This is a genomic window from Bombiscardovia apis, assembly GCF_033095945.1.
GTDB classification, from domain to species: domain Bacteria; phylum Actinomycetota; class Actinomycetes; order Actinomycetales; family Bifidobacteriaceae; genus Bombiscardovia; species Bombiscardovia apis.
In genome coordinates this window covers 1,649,915-1,669,405 of record NZ_AP026800.1, presented here as the reverse complement: position 1 = coordinate 1,669,405, position 19,491 = coordinate 1,649,915, and the positions used below count along the sequence as shown (strand labels likewise).

Sequence of the window (19,491 nt, the reverse complement as noted above, 5' to 3'; positions counted from 1 at the left end):
TGCTCTCGGCCGACATTGGAGATTTACATGTCCACATCACTTCACATTCCATCCGCGCAGGGTGCCGGGCAGGAGATTAAGGAAAACAAAAAGACCCTGTCCAAGCGCAACGTGCGCATTGGTCTAGCTTTTGTGGCGCCGGCCTTGATTGTGCTTACAATCTTCGTCTTTTACCCCACAGTTAAGACCTTCATTACTTCGCTTACCACCGACCGCATCAACCGTAGCGGGCGCTTCGTAGGCTTTGAAAACTACACCAAACTCTTTACAAACGCTGATTTTTGGATTGACTTCCGAAACACGGTTATTTACGCCGTGGTGTACGCGCCACTCGTGGTAATCGTTGCATTAGCGTTCGCGCTTCTGCTCAACCGCAAAGACATTAAGGGCGTTGGATTCTTCCGCACCTGCCTGTTTATGCCCTTCATTATCTCTTTGACCGTGGCTTCGATTGCTTGGAGCTTCCTGCTCTCGCCTTCGCTGGGCCTCATTCCATACTGGGCCAACCAGTATTTCGGCATTGAGCACCTAGACTTGTTGGGTACTAAATCAACAGCTTTGGCCACCATTATTTTGATTACGGTCTGGAAGAACTTCGGCTACTTTATGGTCATCTTCCTGGCAGGTTTGCAGGGCATCTCCGCTGAGCTGTATGAGGCCGCCTCGCTCGATGGTGCCAACGCTTGGCAGCGCTTCTTGCACATCACACTGCCCGGCCTTCGCCCCACCTTCAACTATGTGGTCATCTTCGGTTTGATTGGTTCCTTCCAGGTCTTCGATCAGGTCTTCATCTTGACTTCTGGCGGCCCGGACCGTTCGACTGAGACGATTGTGTACCGCATTTACACGGAGGCATTCGGCAACGGCAAGCTGGGCTACGCTTCGGCGCTGTCGTACATTCTGCTGATTATGACGCTCATCTTGGGCATCGTGCAGCTGGTAAGTAATAGTAAGCATGAGAAGGAGGAGATCGGATGAGCCACGCAGCATCTAGTGCCACGATTTCCCAAGTGGACAAAGAAAAAATCGAGGGCGATAAGCGAAAGAGGCGGGCTCATATTCGCACGACCATCGCGAAGATTTTGACCTATGTCTTGCTTATTGCGATGACAATTATCATCATCTTCCCGCTGCTCATCATGCTTATTACATCGTTTACGCCAAATAAGCTGACACAGACCTGGCCGCCCAAGGTTATTCCATCATCGTTTACCTTCGACAACTACACCTCGCTGTTCCAGAGGATGCCGATTGGTAGGCAGATGCTCAATACGGTCATCTTCGCCGGAGCAGTCACGATTTTCTCGGTCTTCTTCGACGCGCTGGCCGCCTATGGCCTCTCGCGAGTTGACTTCAAGGGCCGCGGCTTCCTGCTGGGTATTTTGATTGCTACGATGATGATTCCTTCGATGGCGCTCTTGATTCCGGTTTACAAGCTCCTGGCTTCGATGAATCTGGTCAACTCCTACTGGGGTATCATCGTTCCGCGCTTAGCAGACGTGGGCGGTATCTTCCTTCTGCGGCAGTTCTTTATCTCGCTGCCTAGGGATTTGGATAATGCGGCCCGAATCGACGGTGCAGGTGAGTTCCGTATCTTCTTACAGATCGTCTTGCCCAACGCCAAGTCGGCCGTTCTGGTAGTGGCCATGTTTAACTTCATGGGCAACTGGAACGACCTGCTCTGGCCGTTGATTATGACCTCAAAACCGGAGACGCGCACTATTACCGCCGGTTTGGCTATGCTGACGGGTCATGGCTCTTCGGTCACACCTTACGGTGTGGTGATGGCGGGTGCCCTACTTTCGGCCTTGCCGCTGCTGATTATCTTCTTCTTCATTCAGAAGAGCTTCGTGCAGGGTATTGCCATGACGGGCATTAAGTAAAAGACTCGGGGCTTGCGAACTGTCCTTCTTCAAGCCCCGCACATTGCAATGTCGAACTGACGTAGTGCTCAGTTGGGGCAGTTGTTGGGTGAGCGGTTCCTCTGTACTCAAGCGGAGGGGCCGCTCACTTGCTATTTGTGGATAAAGTCCAGTATTGAGCTGCCGTTTTAATCTTGGTGCAGTAGGCTTAAAGCGTTGCTTGGCTTGTGTGGCGAGCGGCGCTGTGAACTCACGGGCACTGGTACTTGCTTTGGGACGTGCTGAGCGGAAGGGTGAGGTATGGCTAAGGAGCAATACGGATTGAGCGGTAGCCAAGAGGAAGCTCTATCCTCGCTTGCCCAGCGCAACGAGTACGCCCAGCAATCCAAGTGGCGCACCTTTCGCGAGCTGCCAGCGGGGGAACGGTGGCCGTATTTTCGCCAGCACTTTGCCATAGGGGTTATGGCGGTCCTGCTGGTAGTGGCTGCCCTAGTCAGTTTAGTGGTGACGCGGCTTAATCAGCCTCCGACTCCTGTGTTGGCGGTGCAAGCTTTTAATATGCGCGAATATGCGGGCGAACTTAAGGGGCTCAAGGCGGGCTTCGTGCAGCAAGAAGGAATCGACGACGAGCGCCTGATTGAGATAGATGCCTCCTTTACATATAGGTGGCAAGGATCCGGTCGATGATTCGGCTAAGGCCTTGGCCATGGTGAGCGCCGGGCAAATAACTATGCTGGCTGCTCCTCGCCAGGTTTTCCCTAAGCTTTGTGCTCGCGGCTATGTGTCGCAGTCCAAAGACGCGCTCACTGTCCAGCAACTTGCCCAGCTCAAGGCTGCGAATGCGCTCGTCGATGCTGAGGGCAATCCCACGCAAGACACATCCGCTGCCCGGGGAATGGGCCTATCCAAGTCGTCGCGTTGGACCAGCCAACCCGGCCTTCCCGCCGACACTATTGTGGCTTTCAGTAACATAAAATCAGGCAAAGACTACCCTCAAAAGTTTGTTGATTTCCTTCAGTTTCGCTGAGTGGGGCAGGGCAGTATAAAACAGAGGAGTCACGACGTTCGCTCTGGGGCATGCAGACCGCACCGGAGCCTAGAGTAAGAGTTATGAGTAAACATCATCGTAGTCGGGATTGGGCGCCGGCGCCGGAGGGGTTGCCTCAGGGCGTGGGCGTGGTAGATAACCATACGCATCTGGCTTCCGTAGTGCCCTTTGCGCAAGAGATGGATAAGCAGGCGCGCGAGCGGGGGCAGGAGCCGGTGCCGGTCTATTCGGTCGACGAGATGATTGCTCAGGCCCAAGCTGTGGGAATTGAGGGGTTCGTAGATGTGGGCTGCGAGCTGCCCAGCTTAGAGAAGGCCGTAGGGCTCGCTGCGGGCCATCCGGGCGCGGTTTGGGCGGCTTTGGCTATTCACCCTAACGAAGCGGTGCTCCATGGCCACAGGGGCGCTCCTGGGCCCGATGGGCTGCCAGTCCGGTATCAGCCTTGGCATAACACCTCCTTTGACGACGCGCTGGCGCAGCTGGCGGTTTTGGCCCGTTCGCACCCGAAAGAGGTTGTGGCCATTGGGGAGACGGGCATGGACCTCTTCCGCACGGGGGCTGCGGCCGAGCAGATTCAGCGCCAAGCCTTCCGCGACCATATCGCCCTAGCCAAAGAGCTGGGCCTGCCCATGCAAATTCACGACCGCGATGCCCACCAGCAAGTCATAGATACGCTCTTGGCTGACGGGGCTCCTGAACGCACGGTCTTCCACTCCTATTCAGGCGACGCTGCCATGGCCCAAGTAGCTGCCGAGCAGGGCTGGTATCTTTCCATCTCTGGAACCGTCTCCTTCAAGGGCAACGACGGCATTCGCCAGGCCTTGCAAACCGTTGATTTAGGCCACATTTTAGTCGAGACGGATGCCCCTTATTTAACCCCCATGCCCTACCGTGGGCGCACCAACGCTCCGTACATGATTCCTTATACGCTGCGGGCTATGGCCGACGCGCTCGATATGCCCCTGGACGCGCTCGCAAAAGCCACTCGCCAGAACACTCGCGAGGTGTATGGCATATAAATTGCGCGCCAACTAGTGGCCTTCGATTGCATATATTTGGTGAAAAAGTGCTACGGTAGTCGTCGCGCGTGTGCTACCCGAGTATTAGGGGGAGCACGCGCGGTAGTGTTTGAGAAGAGTTAAGAAGAGTAACGAGCAGACTTGTATGTCGGCCGATGGAGGGCTGTATGTCGAACAAGCAGCAGGAAACACCCCAAGAAGAGGGTGCTGACGGAACGGATGATACTCCCCGCTTATCTAGGGTAACGAGTCAAGCGCAAGAGGTGAAGAGTTCCGAAGGGCCGAAGGAAGCAAAAGAGCCTAAACCCGAATCCATCCTGCCTACAGAGTCAATTACCAAAGTTCCTAAGCTCTCTTCGAAGTCTCGCACTCACGAGGAAGAGCTTGAGCTTAAGCGCGCCCGTCGCGAGGCACAGCGCCAAGCTAGCCGCAAGCAGCGACCGGCCCGCGGACCCTTAGGTCGGTGGTGGCGCAAGGTGCAGGCGTCGCCCGACAAGGTGTCTCTGGGCATGGCCATCGTGGCTCTGGGTGTGGTGTACGGCGATATCGGTACGTCTCCGCTTTACACCTTGCAGACCTTTGTAGCCGGTCAGGGTGGCATTCAAAATGTGGACCGTACCGCAGTCTTGGGCATGCTTTCGCTCGTTTTCTGGTCTATTACGCTGATTACAACAGTGAAATACGTGCTCGTGGCTATGCGCATCGACAACAAGGGCGAGGGCGGCATTTTTGCCCTCTACACCTTGGTGCGCAAATACGGGCGCTGGCTGGCGATTCCGGCCATGCTGGGTGGTGCGGCCTTCCTTGCTGATTCCGTGCTCACTCCTGCCGTTTCCATCTCTTCTGCAGTTGAGGGTTTGCGCACTATTCCAGTGCTCGCGCCGGTCTTCAAGGAGACCCCCAACCTGACGATGATGATTACCTTGGTCATAATCGTGGTGCTCTTCGCTGTTCAATCGCGCGGAACAGAGCGCATCGGCCGCGTATTTGGCACCGTCGTTATGGTCTGGTTCGCCTTCCTTGCCATCATCGGTCTCTATAGCATTCAGGGCGACTGGTCTATTTTTGCCGCTCTCAACCCGATTTACGGCATCGAATTCCTCTTCAGCCCCCACAACCCAGTTGGCCTAGCCATTATGGGCACGGTCTTCCTCTCCACCACTGGTGCCGAGGCTCTCTACTCCGACATGGGTCACGTGGGCCGCGGCAATATTTACGCCACTTGGCCTCTCATCAACATCGCTCTGGTCTTTAACTACTTCGGCCAAGGTGCTTGGATCCTGCGCAATACCAACAATCCGGCTTTGCGTGGGGCCACGGATATGAACCCCTTCTTCCAAATGATGCCTACAACGGTGCGCTACCCAGCTGTTATCCTTTCGGTAACGGCAGGTGTCATCGCCTCGCAGGCTCTCATTACCGGCGCTTTCACGATGGTTTCCGAGGCAACCGGCCTCAACTGGATGCCCCACTTGCAAGTGCGCTATCCTGCCCGTACACGCGGCCAGCTCTACATCCCCACCATTAACTGGGTCTTGTGCGCAGCCACTCTTGCAGTCTTACTTATTTTCAAGGATTCCGAGCATATTTCTGCGGCTTACGGCTTAGCGTTGACGATTACGATGATTACTACGACCATCCTGCTGATGGTCTACATCTGGCATGCTCATAAGCGCATATCCGCAGTGGTGTTCGCCATCGTCTTCCTAGCTATTCAAACCCTCTTCTTCCTAGCGTCGATGGCCAAATTCTTGCACGGCGGCTGGTTTACCATGCTCCTTACGGCAGCCATCCTCTTCATCATGTACACATGGAAGGAAGGCACAAAAGTCGAGCGCTCTCAACGGCGGCACATGACTCCCAAGGAGTGCTTGCCTGCCTTGGAGATGCTACACAATGACTTCCGCATCCCCTACTTTGCGGACAACCTTGTGTATTTGACCTCCGACACCGAGATGCGCCGGCTTGATACCGACATATTCTTCTCGATTTTTGCCGACCATCCCAAGCGGGCGCGCGCTTGGTGGGCTGTGTCTGTGCAAACCACGGATGCCCCCTTCACCCGCGACTATTCGGTTGAAAACTTCGGTACCAGCTACCTCTTCCGCGTGCGTATTCGCCTCGGCTTTAAGGTGGATCAGAACGTGGCCACCTACTTGCATCAGATTATGCATGAGCTCATTGATGGCGGTGAATTGCCAAAGCAGACCTCCACCTACCCGAAGGTAGACGAAGATCCGCAGATTGGCACCATTACTTACGTGCTCATTCACAAGGCACTCATGCCTGAGTCGAAGATAACGACGCGTGGCGCTATTTCGCTGAAAGTCAAGTATGCGATTCGACACATGGCAGGAAATCCCGTTAAATGGTTCGGCTTGGCCCCTTACAATCCCCTAGTTGAGGTACAGCCCCTCTTCGTCACCACCCGCTCGGTGCCGCGCCTTAAGCGAGTGGCTTTGCCTAAGCCTCGTAAGGGTAAGGGAGCTAAAGCTAAGAAGTCTGGCGTGAAACAAGTGGAGCAGCAAGTCGGGCGGAAGGTTGAGCAGACTGAACACAAGCTTGCACAAGCCGAGCAGAAAGTTCAGCAAGATACCAGTAAAGCCAGTGTTGCGGTGAAAGCCGCAGTTCGTAAGAGTGAAACAGGCGGTTCCAAGCCCGCGAAGGGCTAAACTTCGCCAATCGAGAACAGGGTCTGTGGTAGTGGCTACTCAAGCGCTGCCCAGGCCCTGTTTTGGTCAGGGACGCGCCATAAACTTGTAAGTATAGATAGGCGAGCCAGTTGTGCGCCCGCACGGCCCTTGGAAAGGTGGTCTGAAATGACTCAAGCAGAAGCAAACATTGGCGTGGTGGGCTTGGCAGCAATGGGAGCCAGCCTCTCTCGCAACTTGGCTCGGCATGGCAACACGGTAGCCGTGTTCAACCGCCACTATTCGCGCACCCAGACCCTCATCACCGAGCATGGTTCCGAGGGTAAGTTTGTGCCCGCCCAAACTTTGGAAGAGTTCGTAGCTTCCTTGGCTAAGCCGCGCACCGCTATCATCATGGTAAAAGCTGGTGAGCCGACTGACGAGATGATTAACGCTCTGGCTGATTTGATGGAGCCTGGAGACATCATCGTCGACGCAGGCAACGCTTACTTTAAGGACACCATTAAGCGCGAGAAGGCCATTCGCGCTCGCGGCTTGCACTATGTGGGCTGCGGCGTTTCCGGCGGCGAAGAGGGCGCTCTGCTTGGGCCTTCGATGATGCCTGGTGGCACTGACGAATCTTGGCAGACCTTGGGGCCGATTTTGAAGTCGATTGCTGCTGTGGCCGAGGGCGAGCCCTGCGTAACTCATATAGGCTCCGACGGCGCTGGCCACTTTGTCAAGATGGTCCACAACGGCATCGAATACGCCGACATGCAGCTCATTGCCGAGTCCTACGACTTGATGCGCCGCGGCTTGGGCCTGACTCCCGAAGAGATTGCCGAAGTCTTTGAGGACTGGGATAAGGGCGATTTGAACTCCTACCTTGTGCAGATTACTTCCGAAGTGCTGCACCACACCGATGCCAAGACTGGTAAGCCTTTCATCGACATTGTGAAGGATCAGGCTGGCATGAAGGGCACCGGCACTTGGACCGTGCAGACGGCTCTGGAACTGGGTGTGCCCGTCACTGGCATTGGCGAAGCAGTCTTTGCTCGCGGGCTCTCTTCCACGGTTGAGCTGCGTCAGGAAGCGCAAGACAAGGGCTTGGAAGGGCCCAAGGCTGAGGGTGCTTTCTCGGCATCCGCTGCCGACCCCGAAGAGCGCAAGGCCTTCATTGAAGACGTGCGGCAGGCCCTCTACGCCTCTAAGATTGTGGCCTACGCCCAGGGCTTCAACGAGATGGAGGAAGGCGCTAAGGTCTACAACTGGAAGCTCGACTTGGGTGCAATTGCTCGCATTTGGCGCGGTGGCTGCATTATTCGTGCCAAGTTCTTGAACCGGATCTCCGACGCTTACGACTCTGGCGAACAGTTCGGCTCCCTCCTCTTCGACCCCTTCTTCAAGAAGGCCGTAGAAGGTGCCCAGGATTCTTGGCGCCGCGTGGTAGCTAGTGCAGTAGCGGCTGGCATACCGGTCCCGGTCTTCTCTAGCTCTCTGGCCTACTACGATGCCCTGCGCTCTAAGCGCCTGCCTGCCGCTCTGATTCAGGGCCAGCGCGATCTCTTCGGCGCTCACACCTATGGCCGAGTAGACGAGCCCGGCATCTTCCACACCCTTTGGGCCGCAGATAAGTCCGAGCTCAAAGAGGACTGAGCGCTTAAGCATTGAGCCCGGCTTCTCTGCTGAGTTCATGCGAATTTGAGGTGTAATAATTGGGGCCGAGGAACCTGCGTGGATCTTTGGCCCCAATATCGTATATGAATTAGCGAGTTAGGGTTTCTGGGGCTTGCTAGCGCTGTGAGCTTTGGAAACCAAGTAATTGCAAGGCAGTATTCGCGCTCTGCTGGGCGGTAGTGTCGTCACCGACACCGACTTGAATGTGAGGCTCGCCCGGCTGCGGAGGCTCAAGCGTTTCGAACTGGGAGCAGAGCATGTCTGCCTTCATGTAGTGGCCCTGACGCTTGCGCATGCGTGCGAGAATCGTATCGTAGTCGCCGTCTAAGAATACGAAAGCGAGGCCGGGCACTACTAACTTGTCTCGATAGGAGCGTTTGAGGGCCGAACAGGTGACTATAGCTGGTTTGGAATCGCGCGTGTGCTGGTCAATCCAGTCGCGGATGCGTTCCAGCCAGGGCCAGCGGTCCTGATCGGTGAGCGGGATGCCGTGGGCCATTTTGTTAATATTGGCTTGGGAATGGAAATCGTCACCTTCGGCCAAATCCCAGCCTAAAGCCTGAGCCAGCAGGCGGCTTATGGTTGTTTTGCCACAGCCCGAAACCCCCATGACCACTAGAACTGGTGTCTGGCCTTGAAAATAATGCTCAGGCAGATAGCTCTGTGATGTGGGGGTGCTTGAGCTGCCCATTGCTACTCCTTGATTCCCGCTGGTTTGAGCGTGTGCATAACAGCTTGCGGCTGAGCTTTATAAGCGAGCTGCCGCGTCCTTGTCGATAAGCCACAGTGTCTCCTCGCGGCCTTCGCCGAAGGATGAGGGTACGTGCGGGTTGTTGCGGCCGGCGAGTGCGTTGTGCACGGCATCGGCCTTCTCGGGAGTTGAGGCAAAGAGCCAAACCTTGCGGGCGTTGCGAATGCAAGGAACCGTTAGGGTCAAGCGCATTGCCGGGGGCTTGGGGGAGTGATTCACGCCCACCACGTTGAGGTCGGGGTCGTCTATGGTGGCCTCGCCGTGGTCTGGGAAGAGGGAGGCAAAGTGGCCGTCGGGACCAACTCCGAACACTGCCAAATCTAAGGAAGGCTGCTCGCCGAGTTCGTGTACCAGCTCGTTGCTGTATGCCTTGGCGGCGGTGATGAGCTCGCGTTCGTTGTCTTCATCGCTGGCATTGGCAACTTGTTCGGGAGTGCGGGGGTCAACGGGCATCTCGTGCACGTGAGACTCTGGCAGGAGACCCTGCTCAATCAGTGAACCAAACCAAGCGCGGCGTGACTGTCCGGCGTTGCGGTCTTCATCTTCAAACGAGACGAAGCGTTCGTCGCTCCACCACAGGTGCACCCGCTTCCAATCCACACTCTGGGCGATTGGGCTGGCCTGCATGCACTCGTAAATGTCGTTGGCATCCCTGCCGCCGGTCAGGGCCAAGTCCACGCGAGGCTGCTGGGCTAAGCGGTCTCCTAGCTCAAGCAAAATGCGGGCTGCGGCGGCCTCGCTCAGCACTTGAGCATTGGGATAGGTTACTACCTGACGTTGCGACATTGCTACTCCTTGTATTGCTGCCGCTGGGGTTCTACCAATCCAGCGGCTGTACTGCCTTGTATGTGGGGCTTACTTGTGGGAAACCATATCCCAGCCCTTGCTTATTACCTCAGCATAGACCTCGTCGGGGTCTAAACGCCCCAGCTGCTCACTTAAGCAGTCGACCGCTGAACGCAGGGGGAGGGAGACGGTCTGGTCGCTCTGGTCTGGCTGGCGGATGATGGCATGGTCGCCCTCCGGCCGCTCCATGCTTAAGGTGCCGTCTTCGCGCTCAAAATACACGCCGGTGATGGCCTGAGCGTGCGGGTCACGCTTGATGCTTACCGGCACTTGCAGCTTCAAAGCCAGCCAAGAAGCCAGCAATTCCAAGGGTAAGTAGTTGCTCTGCCCGCTGACCGTGACCGATTTGACGGGCAGGTGGGGCGGCTGGTTGATAATCGAAGCCAGCATAGCCCGCCAAATGGTGAGCCTAGTCCAAGAGAGGTCAATGTCTGCCGGCTGGCAGTGCTCGCGCAGGGCTGCGAAGGTGGCTTGTGAGTCCTGCGCGTACTGGGCGTCGGTAATGCGGCTCGACGACTTTGAGCCGAGCGGATCGGCGGCAGGATCTTCCGGGGCCTGGCTGGGCCACCATGTTACGACCGGCACGTCTGGCACTAAGAGCGGAATTACCAGCGTATCGAGATGCTTAAGCAAGCCGTCAACGGGGGCTAACACGATGACTTCGCCTGCGCCTGCATCTGCGCCGAAGCGAATCTGCGCGTCGAGCGTGTGCTCGCCTTCTTCACCGGCTGAGGAATTCTTGTATTGCTCCGGGCTGGCTCCCAAGTTTGGCTCTTGCGAGTCTTTGCCTTGGTTTTCGCCGTTGTCTGGCTGCGCGTCGGTCACGATAGCGATAACGCGGCAGGGGTGCTCACGGCTGGCAGCATTAACAGTCTCTAAGGCTTCTTCCAAGTCGGAGCGCCGCGTGGAGATAATGAGCGTGAGTACGCGGTCCATTGCAGCTTCGCCGCGCTCCACGTGCATCTCGTCTATCTCGCGGGAGATAGCAGCCGTAGTGGTGTTTCTCATTCCAACAATCATGGCATCCTCCAATGGTGTCCGTCGGCTGCTAGCATGCGGTCGGCCTGCTCCGGCCCCCAAGTGCCTGCGCGGTAGGGCTCAGGCTGGCCCAGCGTGGACCAGTACTCTTCAATCGGGTCTAGAATCTTCCAAGACAGCTCGACTTCCTCAGTGGTGGGGAAGAGGGGCGGATCGCCTAGGAGCACGTCGAGAATCAAGCGTTCGTAGGCTTCCGGCGAGGCTTCGGTGAAGGAGCGCCCGTAGGAGAAGTCCATGTTCACATCGCGCACTTCCATAGCTGAACCGGGCGTTTTAGCGCCGAAGCGCAGGGTAACGCCTTCGTCTGGCTGCACGCGAATCACTACTGCGTTGGCACCCAGCTCGCGGGTGGCGGTTGCGTCGAAGGGCAGGTGGGGGGCGCGCTTGAAGACCACGGCGATTTCGCTGGTGCGCTTGCCCAGGCGTTTGCCGGTGCGCAGGTAGAAGGGAACTCCTGCCCAGCGGCGGGTGTCTACATCGAGGCGGATTGCGGCGTACGTTTCGGTGGTGGACTTGGGGTCGATGCCCTTTTCGTCCAAGTAGCCCACGACCGGTTGTGAGCCCTGCCAGCCTGCTGCATACTGGCCACGAGCTGTGTGCAGGCCCAAGTCTTGAGGCAGGCGCACGGCCGAGAGCACCTTCGTTTTTTCGGCCCGCAGGTCGCGCGCGTCAAAGGAGACAGGCTCTTCCATAGCAGTGAGTGCCATGAGCTGGATTAAGTGGTTTTGAATCACATCCCGGGCAGCGCCGATGCCGTCGTAGTAGCCCGCGCGGCCGCCGATGCCCATATCTTCGGCCATGGTAATTTGCACGTGGGATACGTAATTGGCGTTCCAAACCGGCTCAAACATGGTATTGGCAAAGCGCAGGGCCAGCATGTTTTGCACGGTCTCTTTGCCCAAGTAGTGGTCGATGCGGAAGACGGAATCAGGCTCAAACACTTGGCCTACGACGCGGTCTAGCTCCTTGGCTGACTCTAAATCGTGGCCGAAGGGTTTCTCGATAATGACGCGCTTCCAAGCCCCGGGTGCTGACTTAGACAGGCCGGAGGCGGCCAGCTGTTCGGCCACTACGGGGAAGGCCTTGGGTGGGATTGACATGTAGAAGGCATGATTGCCGCGGGTGCCCCGGTCGCGGTCGAGTTCCGAGACGGTTTTCGAGAGCTTGCGGAAGGCTTCAGCGTCGTCGAAGGTGCCTTTTACGAAGCGCATGCCCTCTTTGAGTTGCTTCCATGTGGCATCGTTGAAGGGGGTGCGGGAGTGGGCGCGCACGTTCTCCTCGGCGAAGGCGGCGAACTCGTCGGCAGACCAGTCGCGGCGGCCAAAACCAATGAGCCCAAAGCTGGCTGGAAGCAGGCCTCGGTTGGCTAAGTCGTAGACGGCCGGCAGCAGCTTCTTCTTGGCTAAGTCGCCAGTCACGCCAAATATGACCAGCGAACTCGGGCCGGCAATGCGCGGCATACGCAAGTCGCGCGGATCGAGCAGGGGATTGACCCAGTGCTCAGGCTCCTTGGCGGCATCTCCATCAAGCGATGTATGTGGACTTTCCATGTTTTGCTCCTCGCAACGGCATCTCTTCCCAATTCTAATCCCGCACCCCAATAAAGCCTATGGCATATCCCAAGCCCACCAACTTGACTCACCTCCAAGCCCCTCCACACCGCCCTTCCCCCACATTCGACCACATTGCCCGCTCAGCTTGAACTCCCACGCTCCCACCCCCTAGCGTGGAGTCATCAATAAGCGAGCTCTTGGGTTTGCGGAGTCGAAGTAGAAAGTGGAAGCTAATGGTCATTTCGAATACGCTGTCTTCAGCTGGGGTGCATCCCAAAACCTCGCCGTCGTCTAGACTGAAGATACGAGTGAAAGGGGTAAGCATGAATCGTAAGAGCGAAACTGTAACTTTGAATCTTTTGCTAGATGCGGATGAGCTGGCGAATACGGCTGACATTGCCAAGCGCTCGGGCTTATCCGTGCCTTCCCTGCTGAGTTCTTACCTGCACAATCTGGTTGCGGGCGAGCGTGAACCCGAAGAGCTGGTGCGCAATCGTGAGGGCAACAATGCGCTTGCGGAATCCTCCGACGAGCGCGCGAGCGTTGGCAGCAATCCGAGGCAGCAAACGCCGTATGCTCTGACTATAGACGCAGCTGATGCCCGAAGTGCACAAGCGTATGCTAGCAAACTGGGCAAAACTGCCACCGATTTAGTGAGCGATTACGTTCATATTTTGGCGGACAAAGAGTTGGATTCAGCGCTCGTTGTGGCCCGCAGTCCGCGAGAGACCAACGCTTTCCTGACCAGTATTCTCGAAGAGGAACAGGCCCGTGTTTGAAATCGGTTTTTCAGGCGAATACCTGTCCGATTACAGACGTTTAAGCAGAAGCCTTCCCGGTTGTGCGGACGAGATCAGGGAGCTGGTCGTCAATGAGATACAGGAGACTGGCGCAGTTCCTCAATCATACGGACCGCACGTTCTAGTCAATGCTGGCGGCGTATACAACGGGTGTATGGAGTTTCATGTGCGCGACGATGTCTTGTGCTGTACAGCCCCGCTCGCCCCAAGCGTGCCCTCACCATGCGCCGTATTTGTACCCACGCCGAGCTGGCATCCGGCCGCTTCGCCCGCGACTGGCCTGCTAATCTCTAGCTTAGTTTCGTTCGTTTTATAGAGTTAGAGGTCTCGGGGCGAGTGCTTACTATGGCTGAAATCTTTAATACTGTGGGCTCTTGGTCCCGTGTTGCACTTATAACTTGAACTCGGGGAGGGGTAGTAGGTTCGTAAAATCTGGTAGTATAAGAAGTGATTGTCCCCCCTTCGGCTTCGGAGTTTGGAGCACACTGAAGGGGGCCTTCTTTTTCTTGGGCTAACAGACCCACAAATGCCTTCCGACCATATTGCGCTGCCCTAGCTGCTGATGACATTGCTGATTAAGTTTTTGTGTAAGGTTAGGGGCGGCAGTCTGCTGGCGGCGTTCAAGGCTGGGTTTGTTTTGGGTTGTTCTTTGAAGTGTATCTATGTGGCGACCGTTTCAAGTCCAGAACCCCTACCAACCAACCCAACCCTAGAACCTAGGAAGTAACCTAGGAAACCTAGGAAGATAGCTGTGGAACCTAGGAAGTTTTGGCCTTAACCTACGAACTTTCCCCCGAACCTAGGAAGTTTTGGCTTTTACTTAGGGACTTTTGGGCTGTACCTAGGAAGTTACTTAGGAAACCTAGGAAGTACCTAGGAAGTTTTTGGGGAAAGGTTCCTAGGTTCGTGTTTAGGTTCGGGGTTGGGGTTGGGGCGGAGCGGAAACTAGAATGGTGGGTATGATTCCTTCTATTGAGATGGCGCAGGAGTTGCACCGGAAGTATGCGCCCTCGCAGACGGCTTATGAGCTGATACATACGCATTGCGTGATTATTGCAACGATTGGTAAGGGACTGGCCGAGCAGGCTAACGCTCGCTATGCGGCGGCGCGGGCGGCGGGGGCTTCCAGTGCTTCTATGAATGCGGCTGTGCCCCAGCGCGAGCTCGACGCAGACTTGGTCTACTTAGGTGGGCTCTTGCACGACATTGGCACTTACAAAATCTTGGCTTCTGACGGCGCTGAGGGGCGGCCGTTGGCTTTTGACGACCGCTACATTCAGCACGGCCTCGCCGGCTATGAGCTGCTCAAGGCCGAGGGCGTAGATGAATCAGTCGCAGAATTCGCGCGCAACCATACGGGAGTAGGGCTCACGCGGGAGCAAGTAGTAGCCGAGCGCTTGGACCTGCCGGTCGACGATTATCTGCCGCGCAGCTTAGAGCAAGAGCTGGTGATGTATGCAGACAACTATCATTCCAAGCATCAGCCGCCCATCTTCGTCTCCGAGCCTACTGCCGCCAAGCGCGCGGCCAAGTTTGGCGAGGAGAACTTGCGCCGGTGGAAGATGCTGGTGGCCAAGTATGGCGTTCCAGACTTGGAGCCGCTGGCTCGGGAATACGGCATGGAGATAGTTTAAGAGCGGCTTAGATAACCGGTTTTTCGGAGTTTCTTAGCGTTTCCTCAACTGCTGGGGCTGGCGAAAGCGGCATAGCGGCGGGAGAATTCGCTCTCCATCCAAGGGTCGGGATGGAAGATGCCTTCGGCCCGTGAAAGGGCTTCTGGCTGCTCGCGCGCGCAGGCCTCGCTCTTGCGGATAGCTTCGAGGAAGCGGGCCATGCCTTCCGGGCCGTATTCGTAAGGCGCGGCGCACCAGAGCGGGTTGACTTCGAGGACAATAGGGCCGCCGGTGCTGCTCCCTGCTGAGCTGGAGTCGGCGCTAAAGCCTGAATCGCTATCGGTGCCAGTGCTGGTAAAAGCTAAGTCAATGCTGGCGGAGTCTAAGCCGGTGATTCGCGCTGCCTGCCGGGCTGCGTCTAAGGCGCGCTCGCGGTGGGCGGGGTCGAAGTGGGCACCGTCAAAAACCGAGAGAATCTGCTGGCTGCCAGCGGGGGAGTGGATGCAGTAGCCCGAAGCTGCCACCGGCTCGCTGCTGCTCACAATCACCCGCCATTCTTCGCTGATCTTGTCTACCTGCCCGCTGATTTGTATGAGCGAATCGGCAGGAGCGGCAGCCAAATCGGCTTGCAAGGCCCCAAGCGAGCGGCGGGCAGCCCGGAAGGTGCTCACGCGGCCCCGGGCCAGCTGCGACCATGGAGAGGACTGGGTTCCTAGCTCAGCGGGGAAGTGCTCCCAAGAGCGTATTTCGTGGGCTTGAGCAGTCACCACGGCCCGCCCGGTCAGCTCAGGAGCTATCGCCGCCAGGTTGGCCAGCCAGCGAGGTGAGGGGGCCGGCAGGTGTAAAGGCTCTCGGCCTAGGGCGCGCAGCCAAGCATTGTGGGCTATGAGCAAGCCGGGCGCTATCCAGAGAGCGTCGGCAGCCTCTAAATCAGGCTCCGGTGCCAGGCCGTCAGCAGAGCGAATGAGCCAGGTTGGGCCTTGAATCTGGGCGCTTGCAGGAGCGTTGAGCTCGTGAATAATAGTGGAGCTTATCCATCGTTCGTGGGAGACCACTTGGCAAACTCGGGCTGCCCCCGTCGCACTTTCGGCGCTTGTGACATGAGTTGCCAAATAATTCCGTGACATACTTCACCTTTTGCTAGCCAAGACCCAGAAACACTGTACAGATAAGGCTTTACCTGGTTGTGCAAGTGTGCTGAGGATTGTTCTGTAGGCGCAATGAAGCGCGTCGTAGCTGTCAGTGTAGATAGAGTAAATATACTACCTCTCGCGAAGTGCGCTCTGCCGCCCTCCCTGGGGCAGGTACCCGAAAAGCTGCCCTGCGCAGCCTCAACTCATTAGAGGAGAACACCTATGACTACTATTGCCGTTTTCGTTGGATCCCTGCGCGCGGATTCCATTAACCGCAAGCTGGCTGAGAGCATTGAGTCTTTGGCTCCTGAGGGCGTGAACTTTGAGTATGCCGACATGAACCTGCCCCTTTACAACCAGGATTTGGACGGCGATTTCCCGGCCAAGGCAAGTGAGCTCAAGCAGCTGGTGGAGCGTGCTGACGGCGTCTTGTTTGTGACTCCTGAATACAATCGCTCCTTCTCGGGCGTTATTAAGAATGCCATCGATTGGGCTTCCCGTCCTTGGGGTCAGTCTTCCTTTGCTGGCAAGCCTGCTGCCATCGTCGGTGCTTCCATAGGCGCTCTGGGCGCTACTCAGGCTCAGGCCGCCCTGCGCAACATCGCGCTCTTCCTTGACATGAAGGTCATGGGCCAGCCCGAAGTCTACTTCAATGGTGCCACTGGCTTCGACGAGCAGGGCAACTTAGCCGAGGGCTCGGTTGAGTTCATTCGTGGCTTTGCGCAGGCTTTCGCCAAGCATGTAGAGGCTAATCGCTGAGCTCGTTTTGGCTGTAGCTGGTTGCGAGTTGTAGGGGCAATAGCTCTTGCTTTGTGAAGCAACTTGCGTAGCTGATGGGCTTTGTAAACATGGCAAGAGGGTGGGCACTGAATTTATTGGTGCCCACCCTCTTGCCATGGAAATTACTTGATAAAGTCCACTATCTGCCTTGCATTAGTCCAAGGAGTAGGTCTCGTCGTAAGGGCCTTCGCCAGTGGCTTCTATGCAAGCGACGATGACAGCGCAGTCGTGGCGCTTAGCGGTTTTGGTCAGCAGAGCGAAGACGGTGCCGCGCTCCTCCTCACTCAAACCATCCATAATCTCTTGGGCCAGCAGTACGTCGCACTCACAGCAGACCGCGCGGGCAATGGCAGCTCGCACATAATCCACGCGGCTGAGCTCGCGCACCGGGCGCTGCTCAAGGCGCTGGGGGAAGTTCATCTCCTCTAGTAGCTCGCGGGCAATCACGTCTTTGGCTTTGAGGAAGGTACGCCCGGAGGCATCCATCGTGTATGTAATGTTCTCGATCGCGCTTAAATCGGTGCGCAGGGCATCGTGGGCGAACAATACTCCCAACTGGTGACCGCGGTAATCCCAAGCCTCCAGCTGGCGAATGTCGGTGCCGCGGAAGAGTACGCTGCCCTCGCTGGGGGCCATAAAGCCGCTCATAAGAGCCATAAGCGCCGATAAGCGTTCGAAGCTGCCTGCTTGGAGGCAATGCGTGCGACGCAGGCGGAAGTCAAAGTTGACATCGTCGAGCAGGTAGCCCGATGCGTTCTTGCCGGCCTCCTTCAGGCTCACATGGCGCAGTTCCAAAACCGGGTAACCGCTAGGTACCAGCACTTCGGCCTCTTCGGCGCTGGGCTCCAGAATGGTGATGCGCTCTTCCTCAGCTTCGGCCTCGCCCTCCACCACAGCGCTTTCAGCTTCAATAACGACCTTGAACTCGGGGCCAGTTTTCGCCTCGCGCTCTTCGGACCCGTCGGCTTCTTCGGCGGTGCTCACCTTATTGGCAGTATCTTCGTCGGTTGCCGGCTTAGGCTCGCCCTGGCTTGCCTTGTCGGTAGTGGTGGCATCGCTACTTTCGGTGCGCTCTTTCTCAGCTTGCGCCTCAACTGGCTCCACTTCGGACTCGTTGTCTTTGCTGATTGCGCTCTTGTCGCTGCTCATGCCATCTCCTTAGCGTCAGACTGGGAAGTTGCTTCTGATTGAGGTTGTGCCTCGACCGTCTTATTGTTAGCTGCGGCATCGGGGCTGGCCGAAGCGTAGAGGCGAGAGGACTTGAAAGTGAGTGCGTAGAGCGAGGCTGCTAGAGCAAGCACTGCGCACGTCATGATGCCGATGCCTGCAATCTGCCAGTACATTGAGCTGGTAGGCGTCTGGCGAATGCCGGCTATGGAAGTGGCGGAACGAACCGCAGGCGGGCACAGGAGGGCACCCAAACCAACGCCGAGGGCGAGGCCGGGCAGGGTGAGCATCAGGGTTTCGAGAGCCAGCTGCCAGCCGATGCGGGCCTTGGTAACGCCGATGGCAAGGGCCATACCCAGCTCGTTGCCGCGAGACATAAGGCCGAAAGCCAGCCAAGTCAGGGCCAGCAGGGCGCCGAAGATGAGAATTACAACCAGTGCTATTTTCATGCGAGAGACTTCATCGTGCAAGGGCTGCACCGACTTGTTGTAAGCCTCAAGGCTGGGAGAGGAAATCTCGTATTCTTTAGTGTTGAGACCGCCGCGCTTGAAGGACTTCTTGAACTGCTCGTAGTCTTTAGGATTTTGCATTTGGAAGACAATCTTGAGCTCGTGGCCCTTGTCTCCGGGATTGCTGGCTTGGTCGAAACTGCCACTAGAGAAGGCTGTGAAATTGGTATATACGGCGTTGGCTGCCGCTCCGCTCGCGTCCTTGCCCTTCGATTCGTAAATGCCGGCCACGTGCATGTCAGTGGTTTTAGAGGCATCTTTTGCGTCTGCCATCTTGAGGGTGGAGCCAACCTTGAGCTTGTTGGCGGTAGCGAGAGCCTGAGAGACGAGCACGGTGTCGGACGAATTGCCCGAGAAGTCGATGTCTTTGCCTTCCGTGCGCTTTACGCTGCCGTAGGGGCCCTTGGCGAGGGCTGAAGCGTCAGACAATCCGACCAGTTGGAGGCTGCTGCCATCTGGCCCCACTGCTTTGATGTCGCTGAAAGTGGCGGGCGCGGTCTCATAGTAGTACACGTTGAACTGCACGGAATCGAGCTGCAAATATTGAGCATACTTGGAGTACTGCTCCCAGCCCAGGGGCTTAGCGCTCTGGCCTTTGCCCTTGCCGTCTGCCTTAGGCGTGACTATGGCATCGACCCGCTGGGTGTCATAAATGGTGGTGCGCGTGGCGTCGTCTGCTCGCACAATAGTTAGGCCCACTAGGCCCGATGCGGTCACTGCTATGCAGACAATAAGGAACGTAATGTTGCGCGCCTTGTTTCGTGCGATTGCTCTCCATGCGTTCTTCAGGACGAACATGGCATCCTTCCCACTTCATGCGCCCACCTGCCCTGTGTTTGCCGGCACAGTCAGTACTCGGGCAGCTCAATCTTGTAGCCTCGATATACGAGTTTCAGTGTATCTTCTCGGCCACCCAAACTCCTGAGGTAGCTTATGCTACGCGGCTGGAACTTTCCTGAAAGAGTTTTGCGGGCAGGCCTTCGCGCAGTTTTGCGCGCTACGCAAGCCGGGCGCTCTTCTTTGGTTGGCAGATTCGAATGGTTGACTTTATCAAGTATTCTTCGG

At 56.9% G+C, this 19,491-nt stretch carries 17 protein-coding genes; 10 read left to right on the top strand and 7 right to left on the bottom strand.

Annotated features, from left to right (window positions below; translation table 11 throughout):
- Window positions 1-27: 27 nt before the first annotated feature.
- The 7 genes from R8377_RS06845 to gndA all read left to right on the top strand — a co-directional run bounded on the left by R8377_RS06845 (window position 28) and on the right by gndA (window position 8,215).
- Window positions 28-978 (top strand): carbohydrate ABC transporter permease, encoded by a 951-nt coding sequence (locus R8377_RS06845; protein ID WP_317642754.1) that lies wholly within the window; start codon window positions 28-30, stop codon window positions 976-978.
- Window positions 975-1,883 carry a carbohydrate ABC transporter permease gene (locus tag R8377_RS06840; protein WP_317642753.1) on the top strand — a complete coding sequence of 303 codons (909 nt, stop codon included), beginning with the start codon at window positions 975-977 and terminating at the stop codon, window positions 1,881-1,883. Before R8377_RS06845 ends, R8377_RS06840 begins: the two co-directional genes overlap by 4 nt.
- 279 nt (window positions 1,884-2,162) lie before the next feature.
- A complete protein-coding gene (locus R8377_RS06835; RefSeq protein ID WP_317642752.1) occupies window positions 2,163-2,549 on the top strand; it encodes a hypothetical protein in 387 nt (128 codons plus the stop codon).
- Complete coding sequence (locus tag R8377_RS06830) at window positions 2,509-2,889, top strand: hypothetical protein (RefSeq protein WP_317642751.1); 381 nt, start codon at window positions 2,509-2,511, stop codon at window positions 2,887-2,889. The genes R8377_RS06835 and R8377_RS06830 overlap by 41 nt, the downstream gene beginning before the upstream one ends.
- 83 nt (window positions 2,890-2,972) lie before the next feature.
- On the top strand, window positions 2,973-3,929 hold the full coding sequence (locus tag R8377_RS06825) for a TatD family hydrolase (RefSeq protein WP_317642750.1): 957 nt from the start codon (window positions 2,973-2,975) through the stop codon (window positions 3,927-3,929).
- Window positions 3,930-4,096: 167 nt separating this feature from the next.
- Window positions 4,097-6,601, top strand: a complete 2,505-nt coding sequence (locus tag R8377_RS06820; protein WP_317642749.1) for a KUP/HAK/KT family potassium transporter — start codon at window positions 4,097-4,099, stop codon at window positions 6,599-6,601.
- Window positions 6,602-6,748: 147 nt separating this feature from the next.
- On the top strand, window positions 6,749-8,215 hold the full coding sequence (gene gndA, locus R8377_RS06815; RefSeq protein WP_317642748.1) for an NADP-dependent phosphogluconate dehydrogenase: 1,467 nt from the start codon (window positions 6,749-6,751) through the stop codon (window positions 8,213-8,215).
- Window positions 8,216-8,351: 136 nt separating this feature from the next.
- On the opposite strand, the gene R8377_RS06810 is transcribed toward gndA, so the two are convergent.
- The 4 genes from R8377_RS06810 to zwf form a co-directional block, all read right to left on the bottom strand.
- The gene (locus tag R8377_RS06810) at window positions 8,352-8,927 is read right to left on the bottom strand and encodes a gluconokinase (protein ID WP_317642747.1); all 576 of its coding nucleotides are present in this window, start codon (window positions 8,925-8,927) and stop codon (window positions 8,352-8,354) included.
- 57 nt (window positions 8,928-8,984) lie between these two features.
- On the bottom strand, window positions 8,985-9,773 hold the full coding sequence (gene pgl, locus R8377_RS06805) for a 6-phosphogluconolactonase (protein ID WP_317642746.1): 789 nt from the start codon (window positions 9,771-9,773) through the stop codon (window positions 8,985-8,987).
- A 69-nt stretch (window positions 9,774-9,842) separates the two neighbouring features.
- Window positions 9,843-10,853: a glucose-6-phosphate dehydrogenase assembly protein OpcA gene (locus tag R8377_RS06800; RefSeq protein WP_317642745.1), complete on the bottom strand. Its 1,011-nt coding sequence runs from the start codon at window positions 10,851-10,853 to the stop codon at window positions 9,843-9,845.
- Entirely contained in the window at window positions 10,850-12,421 is a 1,572-nt protein-coding gene (zwf, locus tag R8377_RS06795; RefSeq protein WP_317642744.1) for a glucose-6-phosphate dehydrogenase, read from the bottom strand. Before zwf ends, R8377_RS06800 begins: the two co-directional genes overlap by 4 nt.
- A gap of 326 nt (window positions 12,422-12,747) precedes the next feature.
- Between zwf and R8377_RS06790 the strand changes: the two genes are divergently transcribed.
- Window positions 12,748-13,203: a hypothetical protein gene (locus tag R8377_RS06790; RefSeq protein ID WP_317642743.1), complete on the top strand. Its 456-nt coding sequence runs from the start codon at window positions 12,748-12,750 to the stop codon at window positions 13,201-13,203.
- Between the two features lie 971 nt (window positions 13,204-14,174).
- Window positions 14,175-14,858: an HD domain-containing protein gene (locus R8377_RS06785; RefSeq protein WP_317642742.1), complete on the top strand. Its 684-nt coding sequence runs from the start codon at window positions 14,175-14,177 to the stop codon at window positions 14,856-14,858.
- Window positions 14,859-14,902: 44 nt separating this feature from the next.
- On the opposite strand, the gene R8377_RS06780 is transcribed toward R8377_RS06785, so the two are convergent.
- Window positions 14,903-15,964 carry an ATP-grasp domain-containing protein gene (locus tag R8377_RS06780; protein ID WP_317642741.1) on the bottom strand — a complete coding sequence of 354 codons (1,062 nt, stop codon included), beginning with the start codon at window positions 15,962-15,964 and terminating at the stop codon, window positions 14,903-14,905.
- Between the two features lie 228 nt (window positions 15,965-16,192).
- Between R8377_RS06780 and R8377_RS06775 the strand changes: the two genes are divergently transcribed.
- The gene (locus R8377_RS06775) at window positions 16,193-16,729 is read left to right on the top strand and encodes an NADPH-dependent FMN reductase (protein WP_317642740.1); all 537 of its coding nucleotides are present in this window, start codon (window positions 16,193-16,195) and stop codon (window positions 16,727-16,729) included.
- Window positions 16,730-16,903: 174 nt separating this feature from the next.
- Here the strand turns inward: R8377_RS06775 and R8377_RS06770 are convergent, their stop codons facing one another.
- Together R8377_RS06770 and R8377_RS06765 are read right to left on the bottom strand one after the other, a co-directional pair.
- A complete protein-coding gene (locus R8377_RS06770; protein WP_317642739.1) occupies window positions 16,904-17,899 on the bottom strand; it encodes an ATP-binding cassette domain-containing protein in 996 nt (331 codons plus the stop codon).
- Window positions 17,896-19,224 carry an ABC transporter permease gene (locus R8377_RS06765; RefSeq protein WP_317642738.1) on the bottom strand — a complete coding sequence of 443 codons (1,329 nt, stop codon included), beginning with the start codon at window positions 19,222-19,224 and terminating at the stop codon, window positions 17,896-17,898. Before R8377_RS06765 ends, R8377_RS06770 begins: the two co-directional genes overlap by 4 nt.
- Between the last annotated feature and the right edge of the window lie 267 nt (window positions 19,225-19,491).

Bases quoted from the DNA above. Each gene is read 5' to 3' on its own strand.
- R8377_RS06845 (WP_317642754.1), top strand. From the start codon at position 28: ATGTCCACATCACTTCACATTCCATCCGCGCAGGGTGCCGGGCAGGAG.
- R8377_RS06770 (WP_317642739.1), bottom strand. From the start codon at position 17,899: ATGAGCAGCGACAAGAGCGCAATCAGCAAAGACAACGAGTCCGAAGTG.
- R8377_RS06800 (WP_317642745.1), bottom strand. From the start codon at position 10,853: ATGATTGTTGGAATGAGAAACACCACTACGGCTGCTATCTCCCGCGAG.
- R8377_RS06835 (WP_317642752.1), top strand. From the start codon at position 2,163: ATGGCTAAGGAGCAATACGGATTGAGCGGTAGCCAAGAGGAAGCTCTA.
- R8377_RS06840 (WP_317642753.1), top strand. From the start codon at position 975: ATGAGCCACGCAGCATCTAGTGCCACGATTTCCCAAGTGGACAAAGAA.
- R8377_RS06775 (WP_317642740.1), top strand. From the start codon at position 16,193: ATGACTACTATTGCCGTTTTCGTTGGATCCCTGCGCGCGGATTCCATT.
- gndA (WP_317642748.1), top strand. From the start codon at position 6,749: ATGACTCAAGCAGAAGCAAACATTGGCGTGGTGGGCTTGGCAGCAATG.
- R8377_RS06825 (WP_317642750.1), top strand. From the start codon at position 2,973: ATGAGTAAACATCATCGTAGTCGGGATTGGGCGCCGGCGCCGGAGGGG.
- R8377_RS06810 (WP_317642747.1), bottom strand. From the start codon at position 8,927: ATGGGCAGCTCAAGCACCCCCACATCACAGAGCTATCTGCCTGAGCAT.
- R8377_RS06830 (WP_317642751.1), top strand. From the start codon at position 2,509: ATGCCTCCTTTACATATAGGTGGCAAGGATCCGGTCGATGATTCGGCT.
- pgl (WP_317642746.1), bottom strand. From the start codon at position 9,773: ATGTCGCAACGTCAGGTAGTAACCTATCCCAATGCTCAAGTGCTGAGC.
- R8377_RS06820 (WP_317642749.1), top strand. From the start codon at position 4,097: ATGTCGAACAAGCAGCAGGAAACACCCCAAGAAGAGGGTGCTGACGGA.
- R8377_RS06765 (WP_317642738.1), bottom strand. From the start codon at position 19,224: ATGTTCGTCCTGAAGAACGCATGGAGAGCAATCGCACGAAACAAGGCG.
- R8377_RS06785 (WP_317642742.1), top strand. From the start codon at position 14,175: ATGGTGGGTATGATTCCTTCTATTGAGATGGCGCAGGAGTTGCACCGG.
- zwf (WP_317642744.1), bottom strand. From the start codon at position 12,421: ATGGAAAGTCCACATACATCGCTTGATGGAGATGCCGCCAAGGAGCCT.
- R8377_RS06780 (WP_317642741.1), bottom strand. From the start codon at position 15,964: ATGTCACGGAATTATTTGGCAACTCATGTCACAAGCGCCGAAAGTGCG.
- R8377_RS06790 (WP_317642743.1), top strand. From the start codon at position 12,748: ATGAATCGTAAGAGCGAAACTGTAACTTTGAATCTTTTGCTAGATGCG.